Annotated in this window: 19 protein-coding genes; 9 read left to right on the top strand and 10 right to left on the bottom strand. The window is 38.5% G+C overall.

The window, feature by feature from the left end; genetic code table 11:
* Nucleotides 1-2: 2 nt before the first annotated feature.
* A complete protein-coding gene (locus TEGAF0_RS02990) occupies nucleotides 3-224 on the bottom strand; it encodes a PspC domain-containing protein (RefSeq protein ID WP_264899938.1) in 222 nt (73 codons plus the stop codon).
* A 150-nt stretch (nucleotides 225-374) separates the two neighbouring features.
* Here TEGAF0_RS02990 and TEGAF0_RS02985 point away from each other — a divergent pair, with 150 nt between their 5' ends.
* The 6 genes from TEGAF0_RS02985 to TEGAF0_RS02960 all read left to right on the top strand — a co-directional run bounded on the left by TEGAF0_RS02985 (nucleotide 375) and on the right by TEGAF0_RS02960 (nucleotide 7,010).
* Nucleotides 375-2,645: an aconitate hydratase gene (locus TEGAF0_RS02985; protein WP_264899936.1), complete on the top strand. Its 2,271-nt coding sequence runs from the start codon at nucleotides 375-377 to the stop codon at nucleotides 2,643-2,645.
* A gap of 96 nt (nucleotides 2,646-2,741) precedes the next feature.
* Nucleotides 2,742-3,149 carry a hypothetical protein gene (locus TEGAF0_RS02980; RefSeq protein ID WP_264899935.1) on the top strand — a complete coding sequence of 136 codons (408 nt, stop codon included), beginning with the start codon at nucleotides 2,742-2,744 and terminating at the stop codon, nucleotides 3,147-3,149.
* 34 nt (nucleotides 3,150-3,183) lie between these two features.
* Entirely contained in the window at nucleotides 3,184-4,002 is an 819-nt protein-coding gene (locus tag TEGAF0_RS02975) for an N-acetylmuramoyl-L-alanine amidase (RefSeq protein ID WP_264899933.1), read from the top strand.
* Between the two features lie 20 nt (nucleotides 4,003-4,022).
* On the top strand, nucleotides 4,023-5,084 hold the full coding sequence (locus tag TEGAF0_RS02970) for a hypothetical protein (protein ID WP_264899931.1): 1,062 nt from the start codon (nucleotides 4,023-4,025) through the stop codon (nucleotides 5,082-5,084).
* A gap of 71 nt (nucleotides 5,085-5,155) precedes the next feature.
* On the top strand, nucleotides 5,156-6,310 hold the full coding sequence (locus tag TEGAF0_RS02965; protein ID WP_264899930.1) for an acyl-CoA dehydrogenase: 1,155 nt from the start codon (nucleotides 5,156-5,158) through the stop codon (nucleotides 6,308-6,310).
* A 25-nt stretch (nucleotides 6,311-6,335) separates the two neighbouring features.
* Nucleotides 6,336-7,010 (top strand): YggS family pyridoxal phosphate-dependent enzyme, encoded by a 675-nt coding sequence (locus TEGAF0_RS02960; protein WP_264899929.1) that lies wholly within the window; start codon nucleotides 6,336-6,338, stop codon nucleotides 7,008-7,010.
* A 45-nt stretch (nucleotides 7,011-7,055) separates the two neighbouring features.
* On the opposite strand, the gene TEGAF0_RS02955 is transcribed toward TEGAF0_RS02960, so the two are convergent.
* On the bottom strand, nucleotides 7,056-8,966 hold the full coding sequence (locus tag TEGAF0_RS02955; protein WP_264899928.1) for a S9 family peptidase: 1,911 nt from the start codon (nucleotides 8,964-8,966) through the stop codon (nucleotides 7,056-7,058).
* A 2-nt stretch (nucleotides 8,967-8,968) separates the two neighbouring features.
* Complete coding sequence (locus tag TEGAF0_RS02950; protein WP_264899927.1) at nucleotides 8,969-10,264, bottom strand: amidohydrolase; 1,296 nt, start codon at nucleotides 10,262-10,264, stop codon at nucleotides 8,969-8,971.
* A gap of 115 nt (nucleotides 10,265-10,379) precedes the next feature.
* On the opposite strand from TEGAF0_RS02950, the gene TEGAF0_RS02945 reads away from it, so the two are divergent.
* Complete coding sequence (locus TEGAF0_RS02945; protein WP_264899925.1) at nucleotides 10,380-10,805, top strand: YqaE/Pmp3 family membrane protein; 426 nt, start codon at nucleotides 10,380-10,382, stop codon at nucleotides 10,803-10,805.
* A gap of 13 nt (nucleotides 10,806-10,818) precedes the next feature.
* Here TEGAF0_RS02945 and TEGAF0_RS02940 read toward each other — a convergent pair whose 3' ends face one another.
* Together TEGAF0_RS02940 and TEGAF0_RS02935 are read right to left on the bottom strand one after the other, a co-directional pair.
* Nucleotides 10,819-12,381: an acyl-CoA mutase large subunit family protein gene (locus TEGAF0_RS02940; RefSeq protein ID WP_264899924.1), complete on the bottom strand. Its 1,563-nt coding sequence runs from the start codon at nucleotides 12,379-12,381 to the stop codon at nucleotides 10,819-10,821.
* Nucleotides 12,382-12,396: 15 nt separating this feature from the next.
* Nucleotides 12,397-12,897 (bottom strand): DUF7935 family protein, encoded by a 501-nt coding sequence (locus TEGAF0_RS02935; protein WP_264899922.1) that lies wholly within the window; start codon nucleotides 12,895-12,897, stop codon nucleotides 12,397-12,399.
* 111 nt (nucleotides 12,898-13,008) lie between these two features.
* Here TEGAF0_RS02935 and TEGAF0_RS02930 point away from each other — a divergent pair, with 111 nt between their 5' ends.
* Complete coding sequence (locus TEGAF0_RS02930) at nucleotides 13,009-13,359, top strand: HesB/IscA family protein (protein WP_264899921.1); 351 nt, start codon at nucleotides 13,009-13,011, stop codon at nucleotides 13,357-13,359.
* 90 nt (nucleotides 13,360-13,449) lie between these two features.
* Here the strand turns inward: TEGAF0_RS02930 and secDF are convergent, their stop codons facing one another.
* From secDF to TEGAF0_RS02915, 3 genes are all read right to left on the bottom strand, one after another.
* Entirely contained in the window at nucleotides 13,450-16,509 is a 3,060-nt protein-coding gene (secDF, locus tag TEGAF0_RS02925) for a protein translocase subunit SecDF (RefSeq protein WP_264899919.1), read from the bottom strand.
* Nucleotides 16,510-16,575: 66 nt separating this feature from the next.
* A complete protein-coding gene (locus tag TEGAF0_RS02920) occupies nucleotides 16,576-17,037 on the bottom strand; it encodes an FKBP-type peptidyl-prolyl cis-trans isomerase (protein ID WP_264899918.1) in 462 nt (153 codons plus the stop codon).
* Nucleotides 17,038-17,046: 9 nt separating this feature from the next.
* Complete coding sequence (locus tag TEGAF0_RS02915) at nucleotides 17,047-17,394, bottom strand: hypothetical protein (RefSeq protein WP_264899916.1); 348 nt, start codon at nucleotides 17,392-17,394, stop codon at nucleotides 17,047-17,049.
* A 95-nt stretch (nucleotides 17,395-17,489) separates the two neighbouring features.
* Between TEGAF0_RS02915 and TEGAF0_RS02910 the strand changes: the two genes are divergently transcribed.
* Nucleotides 17,490-18,233 (top strand): lysoplasmalogenase, encoded by a 744-nt coding sequence (locus TEGAF0_RS02910; RefSeq protein ID WP_264899915.1) that lies wholly within the window; start codon nucleotides 17,490-17,492, stop codon nucleotides 18,231-18,233.
* A 150-nt stretch (nucleotides 18,234-18,383) separates the two neighbouring features.
* On the opposite strand, the gene groL is transcribed toward TEGAF0_RS02910, so the two are convergent.
* Nucleotides 18,384-20,018 carry a chaperonin GroEL gene (gene groL, locus TEGAF0_RS02905; protein WP_026751836.1) on the bottom strand — a complete coding sequence of 545 codons (1,635 nt, stop codon included), beginning with the start codon at nucleotides 20,016-20,018 and terminating at the stop codon, nucleotides 18,384-18,386.
* 33 nt (nucleotides 20,019-20,051) lie between these two features.
* The gene (locus TEGAF0_RS02900) at nucleotides 20,052-20,333 is read right to left on the bottom strand and encodes a co-chaperone GroES (RefSeq protein WP_026751835.1); all 282 of its coding nucleotides are present in this window, start codon (nucleotides 20,331-20,333) and stop codon (nucleotides 20,052-20,054) included.
* Nucleotides 20,334-20,571 lie beyond the last annotated feature (238 nt).

The raw sequence follows: 20,571 nt of genomic DNA, 5'->3' as shown, positions 1-20,571 counted from the left end.
TATTAATAATACTTCAATGGATTCCTCTTTGCTGCGAAAACATAGTTTTTAATGTTCTTCCAGAAAGCCAATATCATGTAAATAATAATAGGAGAACCCATTGTTAGAAATGAGATATAGATAAACCACATGCGGATTCTTGTGGATGCAATACCCAGCTTATCGCCAATAGAAGAGCAAACGCCAAATGCCTGCAATTCCAGGAATTCTCTTATTTTATCCATATTGACCCAATTTTTTACCATAAATAAAATTACGTACAAAATTATCATTTCCTTGGAAATTTATTCGCATTCCTTTGACAGCCTACAACTGAAATGATGTAAATTTGCGAGGCTTTGAAATAGATTCATCTCATATAAAAACATCACTTTATGGCTTTTGACATAGACATGATCAAAAAAGTGTACGCAGAAATGCCTGCCAAAGTAGATAATGCAAGAAAAACCTTAGGCAGACCGCTTACCTTGTCCGAAAAAATTCTTTTTGCCCATTTACACGAAGACCAGGAACTGAGTAATTTTGAAAGGGGTAAAAGTTATGTAGATTTTGCACCCGATCGTGTAGCCATGCAGGATGCAACCGCTCAGATGGCATTATTACAGTTTATGCAAGCTGGTCGTCCAAAAGCAGCCGTGCCTTCTACGGTACATTGTGACCACTTAATCACTGCCAGAAACGAAGCTAAAAAAGACTTAGAAGTTGCCAATGCAGAAAGCAAGGAAGTATATGATTTCCTGGCTTCTGTGTCTAATAAATACGGTATTGGCTTCTGGAAACCAGGAGCAGGTATTATTCACCAAGTGGTATTGGAAAACTATGCATTCCCTGGAGGTATGATGATTGGAACCGACTCTCATACAGTAAATGCAGGTGGGTTAGGTATGGTTGCTGTAGGTGTCGGTGGAGCAGATGCCTGTGATGTGATGGCAGGCTTACCATGGGAGCTAAAATGGCCTAAATTAATCGGTATTAAACTAACCGGTAAATTAAGTGGATGGACTGCCCCTAAAGACGTTATCTTAAAAGTTGCCGGTATTTTAACTGTAAAAGGTGGAACAGGAGCTATTGTTGAATATTTTGGTGAAGGCGCAGCAGCCATGAGCTGTACTGGTAAAGGCACCATTTGTAATATGGGTGCTGAAATTGGTGCTACTACTTCAACATTCGGATACGATGAAAGTATGAGCCGTTATTTGAAAGCAACAGGTAGAGAAGAAGTAGCGCAAATGGCGGATGGCGTTAAAGCATATCTGAATGCTGATCCGGAAGTATATGCCGAACCAGAAAAATATTTTGATCAGGTTATTGAAATTAATTTAAGCGAATTAGAGCCCCATTTAAACGGTCCTTTCACTCCAGATTTGGCAACCCCAATTTCCAAGATGAAAGAAATGGCTGCAGCCAATGGCTGGCCTACCAAAGTTGAAGTGGGCTTAATTGGAAGCTGTACCAACAGCTCTTACGAAGATATCAGCAGAGCGGTAAGTCTTGCCAAGCAAGTTGCTGAAAAAGGATTAACACCAAAAGCACAATATACCATCACTCCTGGTAGTGAGCAGGTACGTTATACCATTGAACGCGACGGCTTCCTGGAAGTTTTTGACAAAATAGGCGCAACTGTTTTTGCCAATGCATGTGGTCCTTGTATTGGAATGTGGGACAGAATGGGAGCGGAGAAGCAAGAACGCAATACCATTGTACACAGCTTCAACAGAAATTTTGCCAAACGTGCAGATGGTAACCCTAACACACTTGCATTTGTAGCAAGTCCTGAATTGGTAACCGCATTGGCTATTGCTGGTGATTTAACTTTCAACCCAATCACAGATACTTTAACCAACGATAAAGGTGAGCAGGTAAAATTAGATGAACCTACTGGCATGGAATTGCCTGCAAAGGGATTTGCAGTAGAAGACGCCGGATACCAGGCTCCTGCAGAAGACGGAAGCAAGGTAAATGTTCAGGTAGACCCTGCCAGCAAGCGTTTACAATTACTTGATCCATTTGCAGCATGGGAAGGAACAGACCTGAAGGGATTAAAACTGTTGATTAAGGCAAAAGGTAAATGTACTACCGACCATATTTCTATGGCAGGTCCCTGGTTGAAATTCCGTGGTCACTTAGACAATATTTCGAATAATATGTTGATTGGAGCTGTTAACTTCTTCAATGAAAAAACAGATAATGTTAAGAACCAATTGACAGGAGAATACGGACCTGTTCCTGCTACACAAAGAGCTTATAAAGCAGCGGGAATAGGCTCAATTGTAGTAGGCGATGAAAACTACGGCGAAGGTAGTTCTAGAGAGCATGCGGCTATGGAGCCACGTCATTTAGGTGTTCGTGCCATTTTAGTTAAATCCTTTGCCCGTATTCACGAAACCAACCTGAAGAAGCAGGGTATGCTGGCATTAACCTTTAATGATAAAGCCGATTACGATAAAATTCAGGAAGATGATACCATCAGCATTGAAGGTCTTACCGAATTTGCTCCAGGTAAGTCATTGACAGTTGTTTTACAACACAAGGACGGATCGGTGGATTCAATCGTTGTGAATCATACGTACAACGCTCAGCAAATTGAGTGGTTTAAAGCGGGTGGCGCGTTGAATATTATTCGCAAACAAGTAGCCGGCAACTAATTCCGGAAAAAATACACGAGTCCCACTGAGTTTCAGTGGGACTTTTTTATTCAATTATTATTTTGTGTTCTGACCCGATCATTAATTATATTATACTTGATCATTTTTGGCTGCTATATCCTCTGGACAAGGCAACCTGATTATTTTTATGGAGAAAAATATCCTGCTACCATACAGTTGGTAAAAGATACTGCCAATGGCAATACACTGCCAATGGCATTTTATTCCATTGGCATTCACCAATATCGCATTGCAGCAAATTATCCGTTGCTATCTTATGAACCTAATCAAAAAGTCACGGTAATTTTTGAGTCTGCGCATCCTTCAAAAGCAAAAGTGTACCGGTTTTGGGGATACTGGATTTTATGGGAGGAATTGCTGGGTTCCATCATTGCCCTCATTGCATTGTTTCAGGTAGCGGTTTCCATTACCAATAATCCAAGTGCCGGATCTTTAAAAGAGCAGCTTGCTTATCAGCCGGAGAAAAAAACAAAGTACGATTAACAGGAATTAATAACTTAGATGATTAATCAATTTTATGAAAAAAGGAATTTATTTTTTATTAGCATTACTGGTCACTATCGGGTTTTCTTGTAATTCACACCCTTATAAATCTACCAATAAAGTATATAAACATCAGGTCAAAAACTATCTTAAAAAAATTGGATCAATTCCACCTGTTTCCCTTGTATCAGATACTATACCCCCTTCGCCTTATTGGGTGGGTACCACCAATTTTGGAATCAGAAAACCAAGTTATGTTATCATTCATCATACAGCACAGCATTCCACTGAACAAACTTTAAAAACATTCACCCTGCCAAGAACAGCGGTTAGTGCACACTATGTAATTGGAAGTGACGGGAAAGTATACCAAATGCTAAATGATTACTTTAGAGGACAGCACGCGGGTGTTAGCAGATGGGGGAATCAATTAGATATGAATTCGGCTTCCATTGGAATTGAATTGGATAATACCGGGTTTGAGTATTTTGAAGAAGCCCAAATCAACAGTTTATTGGTTGTACTGGGTAAATTAAAAAAAGACTATGCCATTCCTACAGCAAATTTTATAGGTCATGGCGATATTGCCCCAACCAGAAAGAATGATCCCAATTGGAGATTTCCCTGGAAATTGCTGGCTGAAAAAGGTTTTGGATATTGGTATGATGATAAAAGAGATTCCGTTCCTGCAAGTTTTGATCATATAACTGGCCTAAGAATTGTAGGGTATGATATTAAGGATACCAGTGCAGCAATAGTTGCATTTAAAAGACATTTTTTACAAGATACTACCAAAGGCATGACTCCACTAGGCAGAGAGATTTTATTCAATCTACATAAAAAATATTTTTAAAATGTAAATCAATGTAAGCTATGCGGCGGTTTCTGATATTGACGGGTTTGGTTTTGTTATTTTTTACAAAGGGAGTTTACGCACAATTATTGCCAAATATTGATATTATCAGGGTACTCGAGGAAAGTGACCAGTTCATTGCTTCAGGTCAATCTCAAAAGGCTTTGATATCGCTTCATAAAGGTTTACAATTTAAAAACAAAACGGAAAGCGATACCATACTTTCGCACTTGTATAATAATATTGCCATCGTTTTAGCACGATATAATAATTTCCCGGCTGCGATGTCCTGCTTCCACAAGGCCGGTGAAATAAAAGCTACCTATAATTATAAAAAACGTGGGAAGCGTTATATATCTCAATTCAGTTACGCAGTGAATTATGCAAAAGCAGAAGCTGAAAGTATTATTAACGACGATATACTGGAATTGATGATTCAGGCGCATATCAATCAACCTTCACTAAAACCTTCAGAGGAAATTGAATCTGAACCCATTGATCCATTTAGTATTGTTGATGCATTCTTAGATAACAAAGTTGCTAGTCATTACGCAATAATGGTTTTAATAAAGCAGCCGATTGCCGGACAAAAAAAGACCAATACCGGATTGGGGGAAGTAGGACATTCCTTCATCAGTCTTATTAAATACAATCAAGATTTATCAGCTGTCAATAAAACCTTTGGATTTTACCCTGAATCAGGTTTATTAATTCCAGTTAACCCACTGGCACCCAAAGCAAAATCAATAATTAAAGACGACTCCTTTCACGATTGGGATCAATTATTGGGTAAAATGGTAAGTAAAAAACAGTTTGAACAAATCTTGGAATACTTAGATCACAATATTTCTAACCAATATCATCTTAGCAATTATAACTGTTCTGACTTTGCATTAACCCTTGCCAAAATTGCCGAAATAGACATTCAGGATACTGAAGGTCCATGGCCCCTGGGAAGAGGAGACAATCCTGCTTATATGGGACAAAGCATACTAGGGGGGAAATACATCAATCTGGAAACAATGAACAGAGAGGGTCTGTTTACCTGTAGCAATAACTTGTTTACCAAAAAGAAACAATAAGGAATATTTTTCAAAAACAAAGCACATCCTAACGCTTGTTAGCTTATTTTTGCGGCATAAAATTTAAAACCATGCAATTCCAGTTGAGCGAAGAACATTTGATGATACAGAAAGCGGCAAGAGACTTTGCCCAAAATGAATGTAAACCAGGTGTAATTGAGAGAGACGAACACCAGAAATACCCTTACGATCAGGTAATGAAATTAGCTGAATTAGGATTTATGGGAATGATGGTTAGTCCTGACTATGGCGGTGCCGGAATGGATACTTTAAGTTATGTATTGGCCATGGAAGAAATTAGTAAAGTAGATGCAAGTACCAGTGTTAGTATGAGTGTAAACAATAGTTTGGTCTGTTGGGGATTGGAAACATTTGGTAATGAAGAACAAAAGAAAAAGTATTTAACTCCTTTGGCGCAGGGAAGAAAAGACAATGCTTTATACATTGGCGCTTTTTTATTAAGTGAGCCTGAAGCGGGTAGTGATGCAACCAGTCAGCAAACAACAGCAGAAGACAAAGGTGACCATTATTTATTGAATGGTACCAAGAACTGGATTACCAATGGTTCCAGCGCATCGGTTTATTTAGTTATTGCACAAACAGACCCTGCAAAAGGTAGCAAAGGCATCAATGCATTTATTGTAGAAAAAAGCTGGCCAGGCGTAACAGTTGCCGCTAAGGAAAATAAACTAGGAATCAGAGGTAGTGATACACATACCATCCTTTTCAACGATGTTAAAGTGCCAAAGGAAAACCGCATTGGTGAAGATGGATTCGGATTCAAATTTGCTATGAAAACATTGGCCGGTGGACGAATCGGAATTGCTTCTCAGGCATTGGGAATTGCCAGCGGTGCTTATGAACTGGCATTGGCTTACAGTAAACAAAGAAAAGCTTTTGGTAAAGAAATCATGCACCATCAGGCCATCCAGTTTAAACTGGCTGATATGGCTACCAAAATTGAAGCCGCCCGTTTGCTTTGCTTAAAAGCAGCTTGGGAAAAAGACAATGGCTTAGACTATACATTAAGTTCATCTATGGCAAAAGTTTATGCCAGTGAAGCAGCTATGTGGGTTACCACTGAAGCAGTTCAGATTCACGGAGGATATGGATTTGTAAAAGAATACCATGTGGAGCGATTGATGCGAGATGCTAAAATCACCCAGATTTATGAAGGTACCAGTGAAGTACAGAGAATTGTAATCAGTAGAAGTATTTTAAAATAATTTGGCGATTAATAGTAATGTATCAATGCCAGTAAACACAGTTGCATACAAAGAAATTATTGATCAATTTTTGCTCACAGACACAACATTAGTGGCTGTGAGCAAAACCAAACCTAATGAAGATATACTGGCTCTTTATGAATTAGGACAAAGGGATTTTGGTGAAAACTATGTTCAGGAATTAGTAGATAAAGCAGCTGCATTGCCAAAAGATATTCGTTGGCATTTTATTGGTCACTTACAATCGAACAAGGTAAAATATATAGCACCCTTTGTTCATCTAATTCATGGGGTAGATAGTTTAAAACTATTACGTGAAATAAATAAGCAAGCAGCTAAATGCAATAGAGTGATTCCTTGTTTATTACAAATTTATATTGCTAAAGAAGAGAGCAAATTTGGATTAGATGAAGTTGAATTGCTGGAAATTATGGATGTATCATCTACTTTAACAAACATTTCTATTCAGGGTTTTATGGGTATGGCATCCTTTACTGAGAATACAGCTATCATTCAAAGTGAATTCAATCATTTGAGCTTATTGTTTAAAAAACATATTTCGTGGATAAAATCGCAAGGTATATCCAAGCCTATTTTATCAATGGGTATGAGCGGGGATTACAGCATTGCTATTGAACAGGGTAGTAACATGGTCAGAATCGGCAGCTTGTTATTCGGAGCAAGAAATTATGCCCAATAAAAAAGCGAATCAGTTGATTCGCCTTCTTTCTTTTCTTTATACATTTCACAGCGTTTCCTTCAACCATTTAAAAAACTCACGCTGCCATACCAAACCGTTTTGTGCACTGGAAACCCAGTGATTTTCGCCAGGTAAATACAATAATTTACTTTTTATACCTCTTAACTGAGCCGCCTGAAATGCCTGCAGGCCCTGTTCTATGGGTACCCTGAAATCCATTCCACCTTGCACAATCATAATAGGGGTATTCCAATTAGCAACATGATTAATGGGATTCTGAACACCATAGGTTTTTTCTGTAGCAGGATTTTTATCCCAATAAGCGCCGCCATAATCAAAATTTACAAACCACATTTCCTCCGTAGTTCCGTACATACTTCTGGTATCAAAAATACCATCATGGGAAATAAATGTCCTAAATCGATTGTTGTGTATGCCGGCCAACATAAACACAGAATAACCACCATAGCTGGCACCAACACATCCCAATCTGTTTTTATCTACAAATGATTCTTTACTGATAACATCAATAGCGGATAAATAATCTTTCATTGCTTGTCCGCCATGATCCTTACTAATTGCTTCATTCCATTTTGTTCCATGACCTGGCATCCCCCTTCTATTGGGAGCAACAACAATGTATCCCTGAGATGCCATCAATTGAAAATTCCATCGGAATGAATAGAATTGAGTCAAGGGACTTTGTGGGCCACCCTGACAATACAAAAGGGTAGGGTATTTATTAGATGGATTAAAATTGGGAGGATAGATTACCCAAACCAGCATTTTTTTACCATCTGTAGTTGGCACCCACTTTCTTTCTGTTTTACATTTTGCAATGGCTTGGTAAAACGCATCATTTACATGCGTTAACTGCTTCATTGATTTATCTTTCAAATTCAGCGTGTATAATTCAGCTGCTGTATTCATATCCGTTCTAGAAACCACCAAAGAATTTTCTGATTGCGCAACTATTCCAGTGATATCAAAATCACCACTGGTTAATTGTTGAATTACAGGGAGCATTTTTGTTAATCCTGTATTATTTACCTGAAACAGTTGAAGTGTGCCATTAACGGGCGCCCAGAAAAACAACGACTTTCCGTCTTCACTCCATTTGAATCCTTCAACATGAATATCATCTCTGTGTGCGGTGAGATTAACAGGGAATTTGCCATTAACCAAAACAATTAAATCCTGCTTGTCTGCTTCAAATCCATCTCTTTTCATTTGCATCCAAGCAAGTGTTCCGGCATCATTAAATTGTGGTGCCATATCATACCCCTTATTGGATGCAGTTAAGTTTTGCGTTATACCTGTCTCTATATTATACTCATACAAGTCTGTATTGGTACTGACAGCATATGCCGTTCCCTTTTTTTTCTTTGCAACATATACAATGCGCTTACTATCCGGATGCCAAATGAAGTCTTCGTCTCCGCCAAAAGGTTTGGTGGGTGCATCATAAGGTTCGTTGGGCATAATGTCTTTGCCTTCTCTGGAATGACCATTTTGGTAAGGAGCAAAAAACACATGGTTGTATTTACCATCTTCCCAGGTATCCCAGTGACGATAATTCAATGAAGTATAAATCTGAGCATCCGATTTTGGCAAATCAGGATACCATTCTTTACCATCTATTTTTTCCATTTTCACTTCATCACTGAATAAAATATGTTTGCCATCCGGAGAAATACGGTCATTGATAACTATATTTTCATTGGGAGCCAATTCAATTGGATTTCCGCCAGCTAATGGAATCTTATAACGTTTACGGGACATTTTATTGTTAGATACATCAGGGGTTGCAACTGTGTAAACAATAAAGTTTTTATCCTTACTTATTCCAACAGGAGAAACTCTCTGAATTTGCCAGAGCTTTTCAGGCGTTAGTACCTCTTGGGCTTGCAACTGTTGAAAAGCAAATGATAATAGCCCAATAACTAATATTCTCATACTCATTTTTTTGTCGTTTTGGCATAATCCAAAACGAGGTGTACAAATGCTTTTACACCAACATCCAGACGGGTATCACTTATCATGAATCCGGGTGTATGATGATCGGGTGCCGCTGCTACACTGGGAAACTGAGGATCTCTAGCGCCAAGAAAAAAGAAAAAGGAGGGAGCTTTGGTTCCGAAATAGGAAAAATCTTCTGCACCTGTTACCCAATTGGTAAGTTGTACATTTTCTGCAGCACCTGCAGCCTTCTGCAATGAAGGAATACTTTGAGCTACCAGAGCAGGGTCACTGAAAGTAACCAGCGTTTTGGTTTCAACAACTACTTCAGCTGTTGTACCATTGGCTTCCGCAATATTTGTAGCGATTTGTTTAATTTTTTCATGGACTGTTTTCTGAACCTGACCATCTAATGTTCGGATAGTTCCTTCCATTATGGCTTCTTCAGGAATGATATTCGCCCTAACGCCTGATTGGATTTTACCTACAGAAACCACTACAGGAGCCTGAGTGATGTCGATACTTCTACTCACGATGGTTTGTAAAGCTTGAACAATCTCGGCACTTATAACAATAGGATCAATGGAATTCCATGGATACGCTCCATGACTTTGCTTCCCCTTTACTTTAATGGTGAACCAGTCAGAAGAAGCCATGGTTGCACCCGGTCTGTAGTATATTTTTCCAAGGTCATACTTTGAATTTATGTGTATGCCAAATACCGCATCTACTTTTGGATTATCCATTGCTCCTTCTTTAATCATAAGAGCAGCGCCACCTTCTTCATCTCCGGGCGGGCCCTCTTCAGCAGGCTGAAACAGAAATACAACAGTACCACTGATTTCGCTTTTTATTTTACTTAATACCTCTGCAGCTCCCAACAGCATCGCAATATGTGAATCGTGTCCACAAGCATGCATTACAGGTACAGTTGCCCCATTGTATTCTCCCTTTGCTTTTGAAGCAAAGGCAAGTCCATTTCTTTCTTCAACAGGCAATCCATCCATATCAGCCCTTAAAGCCACAACAGGCCCCGGTTTTCCTCCTTTCAATACACCTACAATTCCTGTCTTTGCCATTTTTCTGGTACTTATACCTAAACGCTGTAAAGTTTCCTCCACTTTTTTACTGGTATTGAATTCTCTGTTTCCCAGTTCCGGATGTTCATGGAAAAACCTTCTCCATTCTACAACTTTAGGTGTTACTTCATTAAAAAGCGACTCAAGTGGAAAAGCCGTTTTTTGAGCGGATGCTGCTCCGCAAATAAATAGTGCGAGCACCAATAATTTTTTCATACTTAAGATGATTAGCTACTGAAGATACGGCATAGCTTTGAAGAATAAAACGGAAGCCTGTAAATTATTCAGCACAATCCACTTCAATTTTGTAACTTCAAAGAAACGCTATCTTATGAAAAAAATCCTGCTAAGTGCCTTATGTTTAGCCTCCATTTCTTTTACTGCAGTTCATGCTTCCAGTATAGGAATCAGTAGTGAAATAAATAGTAGAAACCATAAAAGTACTTCCAATATTCAATCCAACTGGGATGATGCCGTAGTAACAGATGCTATGTCTAATTTTAAAAGTTTATCAAGAGTTGAAAGAAAAGCAAGAGTTAAAGAAGTAAAAAAATACTTAAAGGAATACAAAGAAAATGCTGCAAATGCCACCGGTTCAAATGACAAGGTTCTATTGGCAATCTTGGCAATATTATTACCTCCGTTGTCCGTATACCTGCACGAAGGCACAACCAATAATACATTTTGGATCAGCGTTGTGTTAACCCTTTTATTCTGGATACCGGGTGTAATTTTCGCATTGATTACAGTATTATAAAACCAGTTTAATTTTATCTGTGTTCACCATACACTTGGCGAAGTACATCTGCTATTTCGCCAAGTGTACAATAGGCTTCAACTGCCTCTAAAACAAATGGCATAATATTCTGAGTTCCTTCTGCCGCTTCTTTAATTTGTTGTAAACAAAGTTTTACACGTACAGCGTCTCTATTTGTTTTTAATTCTGTAAGTCTGGCGGATTGTAACTGACGAATAGAGTCGTCAATCTTAAAACCGGGTACAGGATTCTCCACATCTACTGTAAACTTATTTACACCAACAATGATTTTTTCACCATTTTCAATACTTCGCTGGTATTCAAAAGCACTTCTCGCAATTTCATCCTGCATGAATCCCTCTTCAATTGCACTTACACTGCCACCCATTGCATCAATTTTATTCATCAGCTCCCAAGCTTTCTGTTCCACTTCATTGGTAAGTGACTCTACAAAATAGCTTCCTGCCAAAGGATCCACCGTATCGGGGGCCCCACTTTCAAAAGCTACAATTTGCTGTGTTCTTAATGCAATTCTGGCGGCTTCTTCAGTTGGCAAGCTCAAAGCTTCGTCATATCCATTGGTATGTAAACTTTGTGTTCCTCCCAAAACAGCAGCGAGAGTTTGGATGGTTACTCTACTAATATTATTCAGTGGCTGCTGTGCAGTTAAAGTAGCGCCACCTGTTTGAGTATGAAAGCGAAGCATCATAGCTTTTTCATCCGTTGCCCCAAGATCTTTCATGATTGTTGCCCACATTCTTCTTGCAGCCCTGAATTTTGCCACTTCTTCAAAAAGATTATTGTGTGCATTAAAAAAGAAAGACAAACGTTTTCCAAAAACATTTATATCCAGACCTTTGGCAAGAGCCGCCTGTACATAGGCTTTACCATTGCTTAATGTAAATGCAATTTCCTGTACTGCAGTGCTTCCTGCTTCCCGAATATGGTAACCTGAAATTGAAATCGTATTCCATTTTGGCACTGAATTACTACACCATTCAAAAATATCGGTGATGATGCGCATTGAAGGTTTTGGAGGATAGATATAAGTACCTCTTGCAGCATATTCTTTTAATATATCATTCTGAATAGTGCCAGCCACTTTAGTTAAATCTGCACCTTGCTTTTTAGCCAGCGCAACATACATTGCCAAGAGGATAAATCCTGTAGCATTTATAGTCATGGAAGTACTTACCTTCTCTAGTTCAATGCCTTTAAATAATAATTCCATATCGGCAAGACTATCAATGGCAACGCCTACTTTTCCTACTTCACCTTCGGCCAGTGGGTGATCGCTGTCGTATCCAATTTGGGTGGGCAAATCAAAAGCCACACTTAATCCCATTACACCTTGACTTAACAAATAATGATAACGCTTGTTGCTTTCTTCTGCTGTAGAGAAACCAGCATATTGACGCATTGTCCAAAGTTTTCCCCTATACATATCAGGCTGAACACCCCGGGTGTAGGGAAATTGACCAGGTTGATTATTTAATCCTGAAAGTAACTGGATATCTTCGGCAGAATAGCAGGTTTTTATACTAATACCGCTATCAGTTTTCTTATTCTCTGGCATAGGTCAATATTAAAATTATAATACTTGTTTCGCTTCAAAACTTAATGCTTCTGCAACCAGTTCATGCAGGTCTGCAGAAGGATTGGCCAGCAAATACTGCAAAATGGCTTTCTGCAGATCAAGACCAGAAGCCTGCTCAGGCAATTGATGTGTTAGCTGATTAATAATCTGAAGATTTTTCTCTTTTAGGTTTTTAATGGCTTTCCAAGAAGCAGGTTGAATATACATTTGCTGGGTAACATTAAAATCAAATTCCTCTCTGATCGTTTTGGTATAAAGTGCACACAACGCTCTTGCAGAAATGGCATCTGCAGGATTTCTGCTTATCAGATTGGGAAGGGCTATTCTATCCGTTAACAATATCAACCTTTCATACGCCTGCAGGGGAAGGCTATTATTTCTTGTAGATTGCTGTTTTTCATATATTACCAGCCTTCTTTGCAAATAAATCAGGTAACCAGCCATTGCTGCTACAGAACAAGCCAATAACACGGTAATCATCATGGAATTATCCATTCTTCACAACTTTCTGCAAAGGTAGGGGTTGATAAAGGAATTCCTTCTATCGTAAATTCATTCTGCACAGGATTCTGACAAATTGGTAATTTTGTACTCTAAATTGTGTGTATGGAAACAACTATGAATACGGCAATTCCAGTGACCCTGACAGCCGGGGCTATCGCAGAAATTAAGAGATTGATGAATGAACCAGGGTTTGATCATACTCAATTTTTACGAGTAGGAGTGAAGGGAGGTGGATGCAGTGGCATGACCTACGTTTTAGGATTTGATCAAAAAGAAAAAGAAGATGATCAATTTGAAATTGAAGGTATTCCCTGCATTATGAACAAAAGCCATGGCTTGTATTTGTACGGTATGGAAGTAGACTGGCAAGGTGGATTAAACAGCAGAGGTTTTACTTTTAGTAATCCCAATGCCAGCAAAACCTGTGGATGCGGAACTTCTTTTGCTGTTTAAGAATATTGAGTTAGCGGTTAATACAAAATGACTAAAATTTAAAAAGCCCCGATATAAATCGGGGCTTTTTAATAGATATACTTAAGTGTACTATTTGGCTTTTTCTTTTGAACCAAGAGCTCTGCCCGCTCCAAAATCTACTAAGAAAGGAGCAGCAACAAAGATGGAAGAATAAGTTCCAGTTGCAACACCAATCAACATTGCAAAAGCAAAACCTCTGGTAACTTCACCACCAAAGATGAATAGAATCAGGATGGTTAAGAATACAGTTACAGATGTCATAATGGTTCTGCTCAAGGTCTCGTTAATTGCTCTGTTGATTACAGCTGCATTTGGTGCGCCTTTCATCATCCCAGAGTCTTCTCTGATTCTGTCGTAAACAATTACCGTATCGTTCATAGAGAAACCAATAACCGTTAGAATTGCTGCAATAAAATGCTGGTCAATTTCTAATGGGAATGGAACAAAATCTTTGAAGAAGCTAAATACAATCAAGGTTACAAATACGTCGTGCATTAGTGCAACAATTGAACCCAGAGAGTATCTCCAGTCGCGGAAACGAATAAATATGTATAAACAAATAACTATCACAGCAAATAATGTTGCTTTGGTTGCACCCGCTTTCAAGTCATCTGAAATAGTTGGCAATACTGTTTGAGAACTTTGCTTATAGGAAGTTTCAAATGTTTCAAAACTTGTTCCTGCAGGCAAGTACTTTTGTAACCCTTGGTATAAAGTACGTTCTACTTCTGCATCCACATTGTTGCCAGTTTCTTTGATTTTGAAAGAAGTCGTAATATTTACTTGATTCTTAGCATCAACCGTCTTAATGATTGGAGCTTCCCCAAAAACAGTTTTTAAATCTTCTCTGATTTGTTCAGGATCAATCGCTTTTTCAAATTTTATAGTATAACTTCTACCTCCTGCAAATTCAACCCCTTCATCAAATCCATGGAAGAATGATCCGATTCCGAATACAAATATCACAGCAGAAAGCATGTACGCATACTTTCTGTATTCAATGAATTTGAAATTGGCGTGATTAAAGATTTTCTTAGAAATATTGGTAAAATATTCAAAGTGTCTGTTCTTATTGGTATACCAATCAGAAATCAATCTTGAAACTAGTATTCCACAGAATAAAGAAAGTAGAATACCAATGATTTGCGTAGTAGCAAAACCTAGAACAGGTCCTAATCCAAAATACGCAAGAATAATAGCTGTTAGTAGGGTAGTGATATGGCCATCCAATACAGGTGCCAATGAACGTTTGTACCCTTCATTTACCGCTGCAGAATAATTCTTCCCTTTTGTTAACTCTTCTTTAATACGTTCAAAGATAATTACGTTGGTATCAACGGCCATACCAATGGTTAGTACCAAACCGGCAATACCGGGTGCAGTTAAAGTGAAACCTAATGCGCTCAATACACCAATCGTAAATAATAGATTTAGAATTAAAGCAATATTAGCAACCCATCCACCTGTGTTAAAGTATAATAACATCAGCGCAAAAATCACAAGGAAGGAGATTGCAAAAGAAAGGGCACCACCTTTAATAGACTCGCTACCCAAAGTTGGTCCAACTGTTTGGCTCTGTACAATCTTGGCCGGAGCTGGCAATTTCCCGCTCTCCAGAATTTCAGATAAATCCTGTGCTTCTTTAATGGTATAATTTCCACTGATTTGAGAATTACCTGTGGTAATAGGGTCATTTACATTTGGAGCAGAGTAAACGAAATTATCTAAAACAATAGCAATAGGCTTACCCACATTTCTGGTTGTCATTTTCGCCCAGATATTGGAACCTACTTTGTCCATATTCATTTTAATAGCAATTCTTCCTCGCTCATCATAATCCTGAGAAGCGCTGGCAATTCTGTCACCTTCCAGTTCTGCCTGACCATTATCAAGAGTCTTAATAGCATAGATCATTAAGATATCCTTGGCCTTAGGATCATCCAATTCTGCCTTACCATACATGAAAACAAGATTGGAAGGGAATTTTGTTTTTACTGATTCCAAAGCAAGATAATCATTCAAGGTACCAGTGTCTTTAGACTGTATATAACCCAATGCTGCAGGGAACACAGGACGACCGTTTTCTGCTTGATAAGGCTGAGTCATCTGCATCAAACGCAATATTGGATTTTCATTTGCTTTAAGTGTAGCTGAATCAACTTTAGCAGCAGATTTACCAGCCATTGATGAAATGGTAGCTGTTTTTGCTGTATCAGCTTTAACAGTAGCGGCTGCTACAGTATCTGCTTTTGGAGCTGTAATCGTGGTCCCGTTCAAATAATCTTGAACTGCTTTATCAGCAGCAACAATCCCCGCCTGAACATCTTTGTTCTCCCATGTGTACACTTCAAAGAATTGAAGGTTAGCAGTAGACTGTAAGTAGTTTCTTACACGATCCTTATCATTTACACCAGCTAATTCAATATTGATTCTTCCTTTGGCAGGATCAGGATTGATGTTGTTGGATGAAACGCCGAATCGGTCAATTCTTGTTCTTAAGATTCTATAGGTATTATTGAAAGCAGCTTCCGCTTGCTTGCGAAGGTAGTTTTCAACTTTAACGTTAGAGTCTTCAATCTTGATTGCATTGGCACTCTTAGCAGAGAATAATGGAGCCAATTTTCCATCAGGACTAACTTTCTTATACTCTTCTAAAAACAAGGTAATCAAGTCTGCGCCGCTATTGGCTTTTCTTGCAACAGCTGCATCAAGGGCTTTATTGAAGTTGGCATCTTTTGTATAGTTGCTCAATGACTTGATTAATCCGTCTAGACCAACTTCCATGGTAACACTCATACCACCCTGAAGATCCAGTCCAAGCATTAATTCTTTTTCTTTGGCACTACGATAAGTAGTTAACCCAAAAGCAAGTTTTGTGTCTTTGGTACTGTCCAGTAAACGGAACAATCTTGTTTTTTTCAATTCATCCAAAGAGTCAGCATAAGCTGCCTGTAATTCTTTGTTGCCTGGGTATGCCTGTTCCGGAGTAGGGAACTTTTTTACCCATTCTGTGGCTTTCTTTTCCATTTCAGCCTCATGGTTATTTACAAACCATGTGAACGATAATTGGTAAAGACAAATTAGCGTAAGTGCAATTGCAAAAAAACGCACTAAACCTTTAAGTTGCATATTAGTAACGGTTTACGAAGTTTTATCCTGATTTTTTCAGGTTGGCAAAGATAGGGGAATGAAAGATTAATTCACAGTAACCTCAAAGTAAAGCGGGGTATTGGGGGGAATTGACCCTCTGCCAACACAGGAATAAGCTAAAGCTGAAGGTATAATTAGACGGATTCTGCCTCCTCGGTTGATTAAAGGAATACCGATTCTCCAGCCCTCGATTACCTGGTTCAGACCAAATGTGGCTGGTGTTGCATTGGCCTCAAAAGTTACCCCGTTCAGGAATTTACCTGTATAAATGGCTGCTACAGTTGAATTGGCATCCAATGCAGCCCCTGTTCCTGGACTCATGATTTGATACAATAACCCGCTAGCGTGTTCGGTATAGTTAATATTGTTATCTGTACAAAACTTAACCATTGCGGCTTTTTCATTGGCAACAGGAACCGGTGTGCAACCAGAATCTTCTGTTTTACCACATGAAATAGCCAACGTGGCCAAAAATCCCAATACAATCAATTTAATTCTCATGCTCATTTTTAGTTTTTAAGACGCAGAACCTTGCTGGATGGCTGCATCATTGTTGTTTATTTTTCTTTTTTTAGCTGCAATTTCCTGAAAACGCTGATCATTCATTTCCCATTTGAATCTTCTGTAGGCAAATGCAATAAATACAGAAAGCCCCAAAATAGCTAGAAAAAGTACAAAAGCACTCATTTTACTGTTGGCTTCCATGGTTGCCCGCTGATACCAGCCAGAAAGAATTACGGAAAGGACTAATACACCAATGGCAAATCCGGAAGACAAGCCTAGCATAAAGGCTTTCCGGCTGCTTTTTTCTTTCTCACTGTTTTTCTGCCAAAAGGCAAAAAATGTCTCATCGTCCATTTGCATCCCGCGAATGTAAGCAGGTTCAGGGAAATTTAGATATTCAGTGGAAAGTTTTCTGATACTGAAAATCTGCCTATTTTGTATTAAAGTTTACTATAATGAATTTTCGGAAAATTGCTGCCCCGTATTATCTGTTTATACTACTGTTACATTGTATTTTTTTAGGATTGGAATGGACAATGGCCTCCAAATTCACAAAGCCTTTACTCATGCCGCTGCTGCTAGTGTATTTATTCAGCGCTATAAAATCCACACTTAATCAGCAGACACTGACACTGACACCGAAAACTGATCCTGATGGTAATCCGCTATCTACCAGGCCTATTAATACATCTATTCTTATTCTAGCATTTACTGCCTCCTGGGCTGGCGATTTGTTTCTGATGTTTGAAGGTCAGGGACTTTTTATAGCAGGGATGGTTTCCTTTATGATAGCCCATGTCAGTTATTGTTATTTATTTAACCAGATTCAACCTTTCAGAAAAAAAAATGCATTGTATCCTATTTTACTGGGTGCTTTTGTATTTCATCTTGGAACCGATGTAATGAATATTATCCTTCACAACTTGGGTGATTTAATGGTTCCCGTTTACTTATACATGTTTGTAATTACAACTATGGCTGTATTTGCCTTTATGACCATGGCTGTGAAAGATACCGAATACTGGGGCAAATATTTTTTTGCACCCGGGGCCGCATTTTTTGTAATCTCTGACATGTTGCTGGCAATGAATATTTTTGCATTTAAAGAATACTTTATAGGAATATGGGTAATGGCCACCTATGGTTTAGCTCAATATTTAATTGCCAAGGGATTCTATAGCTATATACTGAGAAAGTAAGCATTCAAATCAAGAGATTAACTGCATAATCTGGGTAAAGTAGCTATAATAGATTTTACGTTACAAGCTTAAAATTTAATTTATACAATTTTATAAAAAGAAAAGCCCCACCAAAAGGTGAGGCTTTTTACTATTTAAGACTTTTTGTTATTAATAACCCATTCCGCCCATATCAGGAGCACCACCGTGCGCATGAGGAGCTTCAGGCTTTGGCTTATCAGCAATTACACATTCTGTAGTTAATAACATCGCAGCAATTGATGCAGCATTTTCCAATGCAACACGAGATACCTTGGTAGGATCAATTACGCCTGCTTTGAATAGGTTCTCGTATACTTCAGTACGAGCATTGAATCCAAAGTCGGCTTTACCTTCCTTGATCTTCTGTACTACAATAGAACCTTCAATACCACTGTTTACTACAATCTGACGCAATGGCTCTTCAATTGCTCTTTTAACGATTTGGATACCAGTTGCTTCATCTTCGTTAGCACCTTTTAATTTTTCAAGGCTTTCTACTGCTCTGATATAAGCAACACCACCTCCAGGTACAATACCTTCTTCAACAGCTGCTCTGGTTGCATGTAAAGCATCGTCTACACGATCTTTCTTTTCTTTCATTTCAACTTCAGTTGCAGCACCTACGTATAATACAGCAACACCACCGCTTAATTTAGCTAAACGCTCCTGTAATTTTTCGCGATCGTAATCAGAAGTTGTATTTTCAATCTGAGCCTTAATTTGATTTACTCTGGCAGCAATATCAGCTTTCTTACCCTTACCACCAACAACAATGGTGTTGTCTTTGTCAATAGTAATAGATGCAGCCTGACCTAAATAAGTTAAGTCTGCGTTCTCTAATTTGAAGCCTTGTTCTTCACTGATCACAGTACCTGCAGTCAATGTAGCTATATCAGTTAACATTTCTTTTCTGCGGTCACCAAAACCAGGAGCTTTAACAGCTGCCACTTTAATGGTACCACGTAATTTATTCACCACCAATGTTGCCAATGCTTCACCTTCCAGATCTTCTGCAATAATCACCAATGGACGACCTGTTTGTGCTACTTTCTCCAGAATATGAAGGATATCCTTCATTGCACTGATTTTCTTATCGTAAATCAAGATATATGGATTCTGCATTTCAGCTTCCATTTTCTCGCTGTTCGTCACAAAGTAAGGTGAGATGTAACCACGATCAAACTGCATACCTTCTACAACATCAACAGTAGTATCCGTACCTTTTGCTTCTTCAACAGTAATAACACCTTCTTTACCCACTTTAGCCATTGCAGTAGCAATCAACTTACCAATTTCATTATCACTGTTTGCTGAAATAGTAGCTACCTGCTCAATTTTCTTGGTATCGTTGCCAACAGTCTGAGATTGTGCTCTCAGGCTATCAACCACTTTAGCAACAGCTTTATCAATACCGCGCTTTAAATCCATTGGATTTGCACCAGCAGCAACGTTCTTTAATCCTTCGCTGATGATGGCCTGAGCCAATACAGTTGCAGTTGTAGTACCATCACCTGCAATATCTGCAGTCTTAGAAGCTACTTCTTTAACCATTTGAGCGCCCATGTTCTCAATAGCGTCTTCTAATTCAATTTCTTTAGCAACAGAAACACCATCTTTTGTAACAGAAGGTGCACCGAATTTTTTCTCAATAACTACGTTACGACCTTTTGGTCCTAAGGTAACTTTTACAGCGTTGGCTAAAGTGTCAACGCCTTTTTTCATTTTATTTCTAGCCTCAATGTCAAAATAAATTTGCTTAGCCATATTTGTTGTTTATTTAATTAGGAATGTTTGTAATTAAAGAATAGCCAAAAGATCACTTTCTCTCATGATCAATAAATCCTGTCCTTCAATTTGAACTTCTGTACCCGCGTATTTACCATACAATACAGTATCACCTACTTTTACGGTCATAGGCTCATCTGCTTTACCTTTTCCGGCAGCAACAATTACACCACGTTGTGGCTTCTCTTTTGCAGTATCAGGGATAATGATTCCACCAGCTGTTTTCTCTTCAGCAGCAGCAGGCTTTACAAGAACTCTGTCATGCAGAGGAGTAACGTTGATTTTCTTAGCCATACGTTATAAATTTTGGTTAGTTGTTTAAAATTTACTGTCCAATAAGCTAGAATTATGCCATTTCTATAAATAAGTCAATTTTTCAGTTCAGACGATGGAATCACTGAATTAGATCAATTTGTTGTCAGAATCTGAATAAAATAGTCTGAATAGGGAGTGCCAATATGCCAAAATTGCACTTTGTTGCATTTCTGCAGGCTGGATAGGCAAAATAGCTTAGCTTTGCAGCGTTTTAAAA

The organism is Sediminibacterium sp. TEGAF015 (assembly GCF_025997995.1).
Classification (GTDB): Bacteria; Bacteroidota; Bacteroidia; order Chitinophagales; family Chitinophagaceae; genus Sediminibacterium.
The sequence above is the reverse complement of the archived record's forward strand: the minus strand, read 5'-3'. Positions and strand labels throughout refer to the sequence as shown.

Excerpts from the sequence above, each read along its gene's own strand:
- TEGAF0_RS02930 (WP_264899921.1), top strand. The coding sequence starts at position 13,009 with ATGGAAACAACTATGAATACGGCAATTCCAGTGACCCTGACAGCCGGG.
- TEGAF0_RS02985 (WP_264899936.1), top strand. The coding sequence starts at position 375 with ATGGCTTTTGACATAGACATGATCAAAAAAGTGTACGCAGAAATGCCT.
- TEGAF0_RS02960 (WP_264899929.1), top strand. The coding sequence starts at position 6,336 with ATGCCAGTAAACACAGTTGCATACAAAGAAATTATTGATCAATTTTTG.
- TEGAF0_RS02940 (WP_264899924.1), bottom strand. The coding sequence starts at position 12,381 with ATGCCAGAGAATAAGAAAACTGATAGCGGTATTAGTATAAAAACCTGC.
- TEGAF0_RS02935 (WP_264899922.1), bottom strand. The coding sequence starts at position 12,897 with ATGGATAATTCCATGATGATTACCGTGTTATTGGCTTGTTCTGTAGCA.
- TEGAF0_RS02990 (WP_264899938.1), bottom strand. The coding sequence starts at position 224 with ATGGATAAAATAAGAGAATTCCTGGAATTGCAGGCATTTGGCGTTTGC.
- TEGAF0_RS02950 (WP_264899927.1), bottom strand. The coding sequence starts at position 10,264 with ATGAAAAAATTATTGGTGCTCGCACTATTTATTTGCGGAGCAGCATCC.
- TEGAF0_RS02965 (WP_264899930.1), top strand. The coding sequence starts at position 5,156 with ATGCAATTCCAGTTGAGCGAAGAACATTTGATGATACAGAAAGCGGCA.
- TEGAF0_RS02945 (WP_264899925.1), top strand. The coding sequence starts at position 10,380 with ATGAAAAAAATCCTGCTAAGTGCCTTATGTTTAGCCTCCATTTCTTTT.
- TEGAF0_RS02970 (WP_264899931.1), top strand. The coding sequence starts at position 4,023 with ATGCGGCGGTTTCTGATATTGACGGGTTTGGTTTTGTTATTTTTTACA.
- TEGAF0_RS02955 (WP_264899928.1), bottom strand. The coding sequence starts at position 8,966 with ATGAGAATATTAGTTATTGGGCTATTATCATTTGCTTTTCAACAGTTG.
- secDF (WP_264899919.1), bottom strand. The coding sequence starts at position 16,509 with ATGCAACTTAAAGGTTTAGTGCGTTTTTTTGCAATTGCACTTACGCTA.
- TEGAF0_RS02975 (WP_264899933.1), top strand. The coding sequence starts at position 3,184 with ATGAAAAAAGGAATTTATTTTTTATTAGCATTACTGGTCACTATCGGG.
- TEGAF0_RS02910 (WP_264899915.1), top strand. The coding sequence starts at position 17,490 with ATGAATTTTCGGAAAATTGCTGCCCCGTATTATCTGTTTATACTACTG.
- TEGAF0_RS02920 (WP_264899918.1), bottom strand. The coding sequence starts at position 17,037 with ATGAGCATGAGAATTAAATTGATTGTATTGGGATTTTTGGCCACGTTG.
- TEGAF0_RS02900 (WP_026751835.1), bottom strand. The coding sequence starts at position 20,333 with ATGGCTAAGAAAATCAACGTTACTCCTCTGCATGACAGAGTTCTTGTA.
- TEGAF0_RS02915 (WP_264899916.1), bottom strand. The coding sequence starts at position 17,394 with ATGCAAATGGACGATGAGACATTTTTTGCCTTTTGGCAGAAAAACAGT.
- groL (WP_026751836.1), bottom strand. The coding sequence starts at position 20,018 with ATGGCTAAGCAAATTTATTTTGACATTGAGGCTAGAAATAAAATGAAA.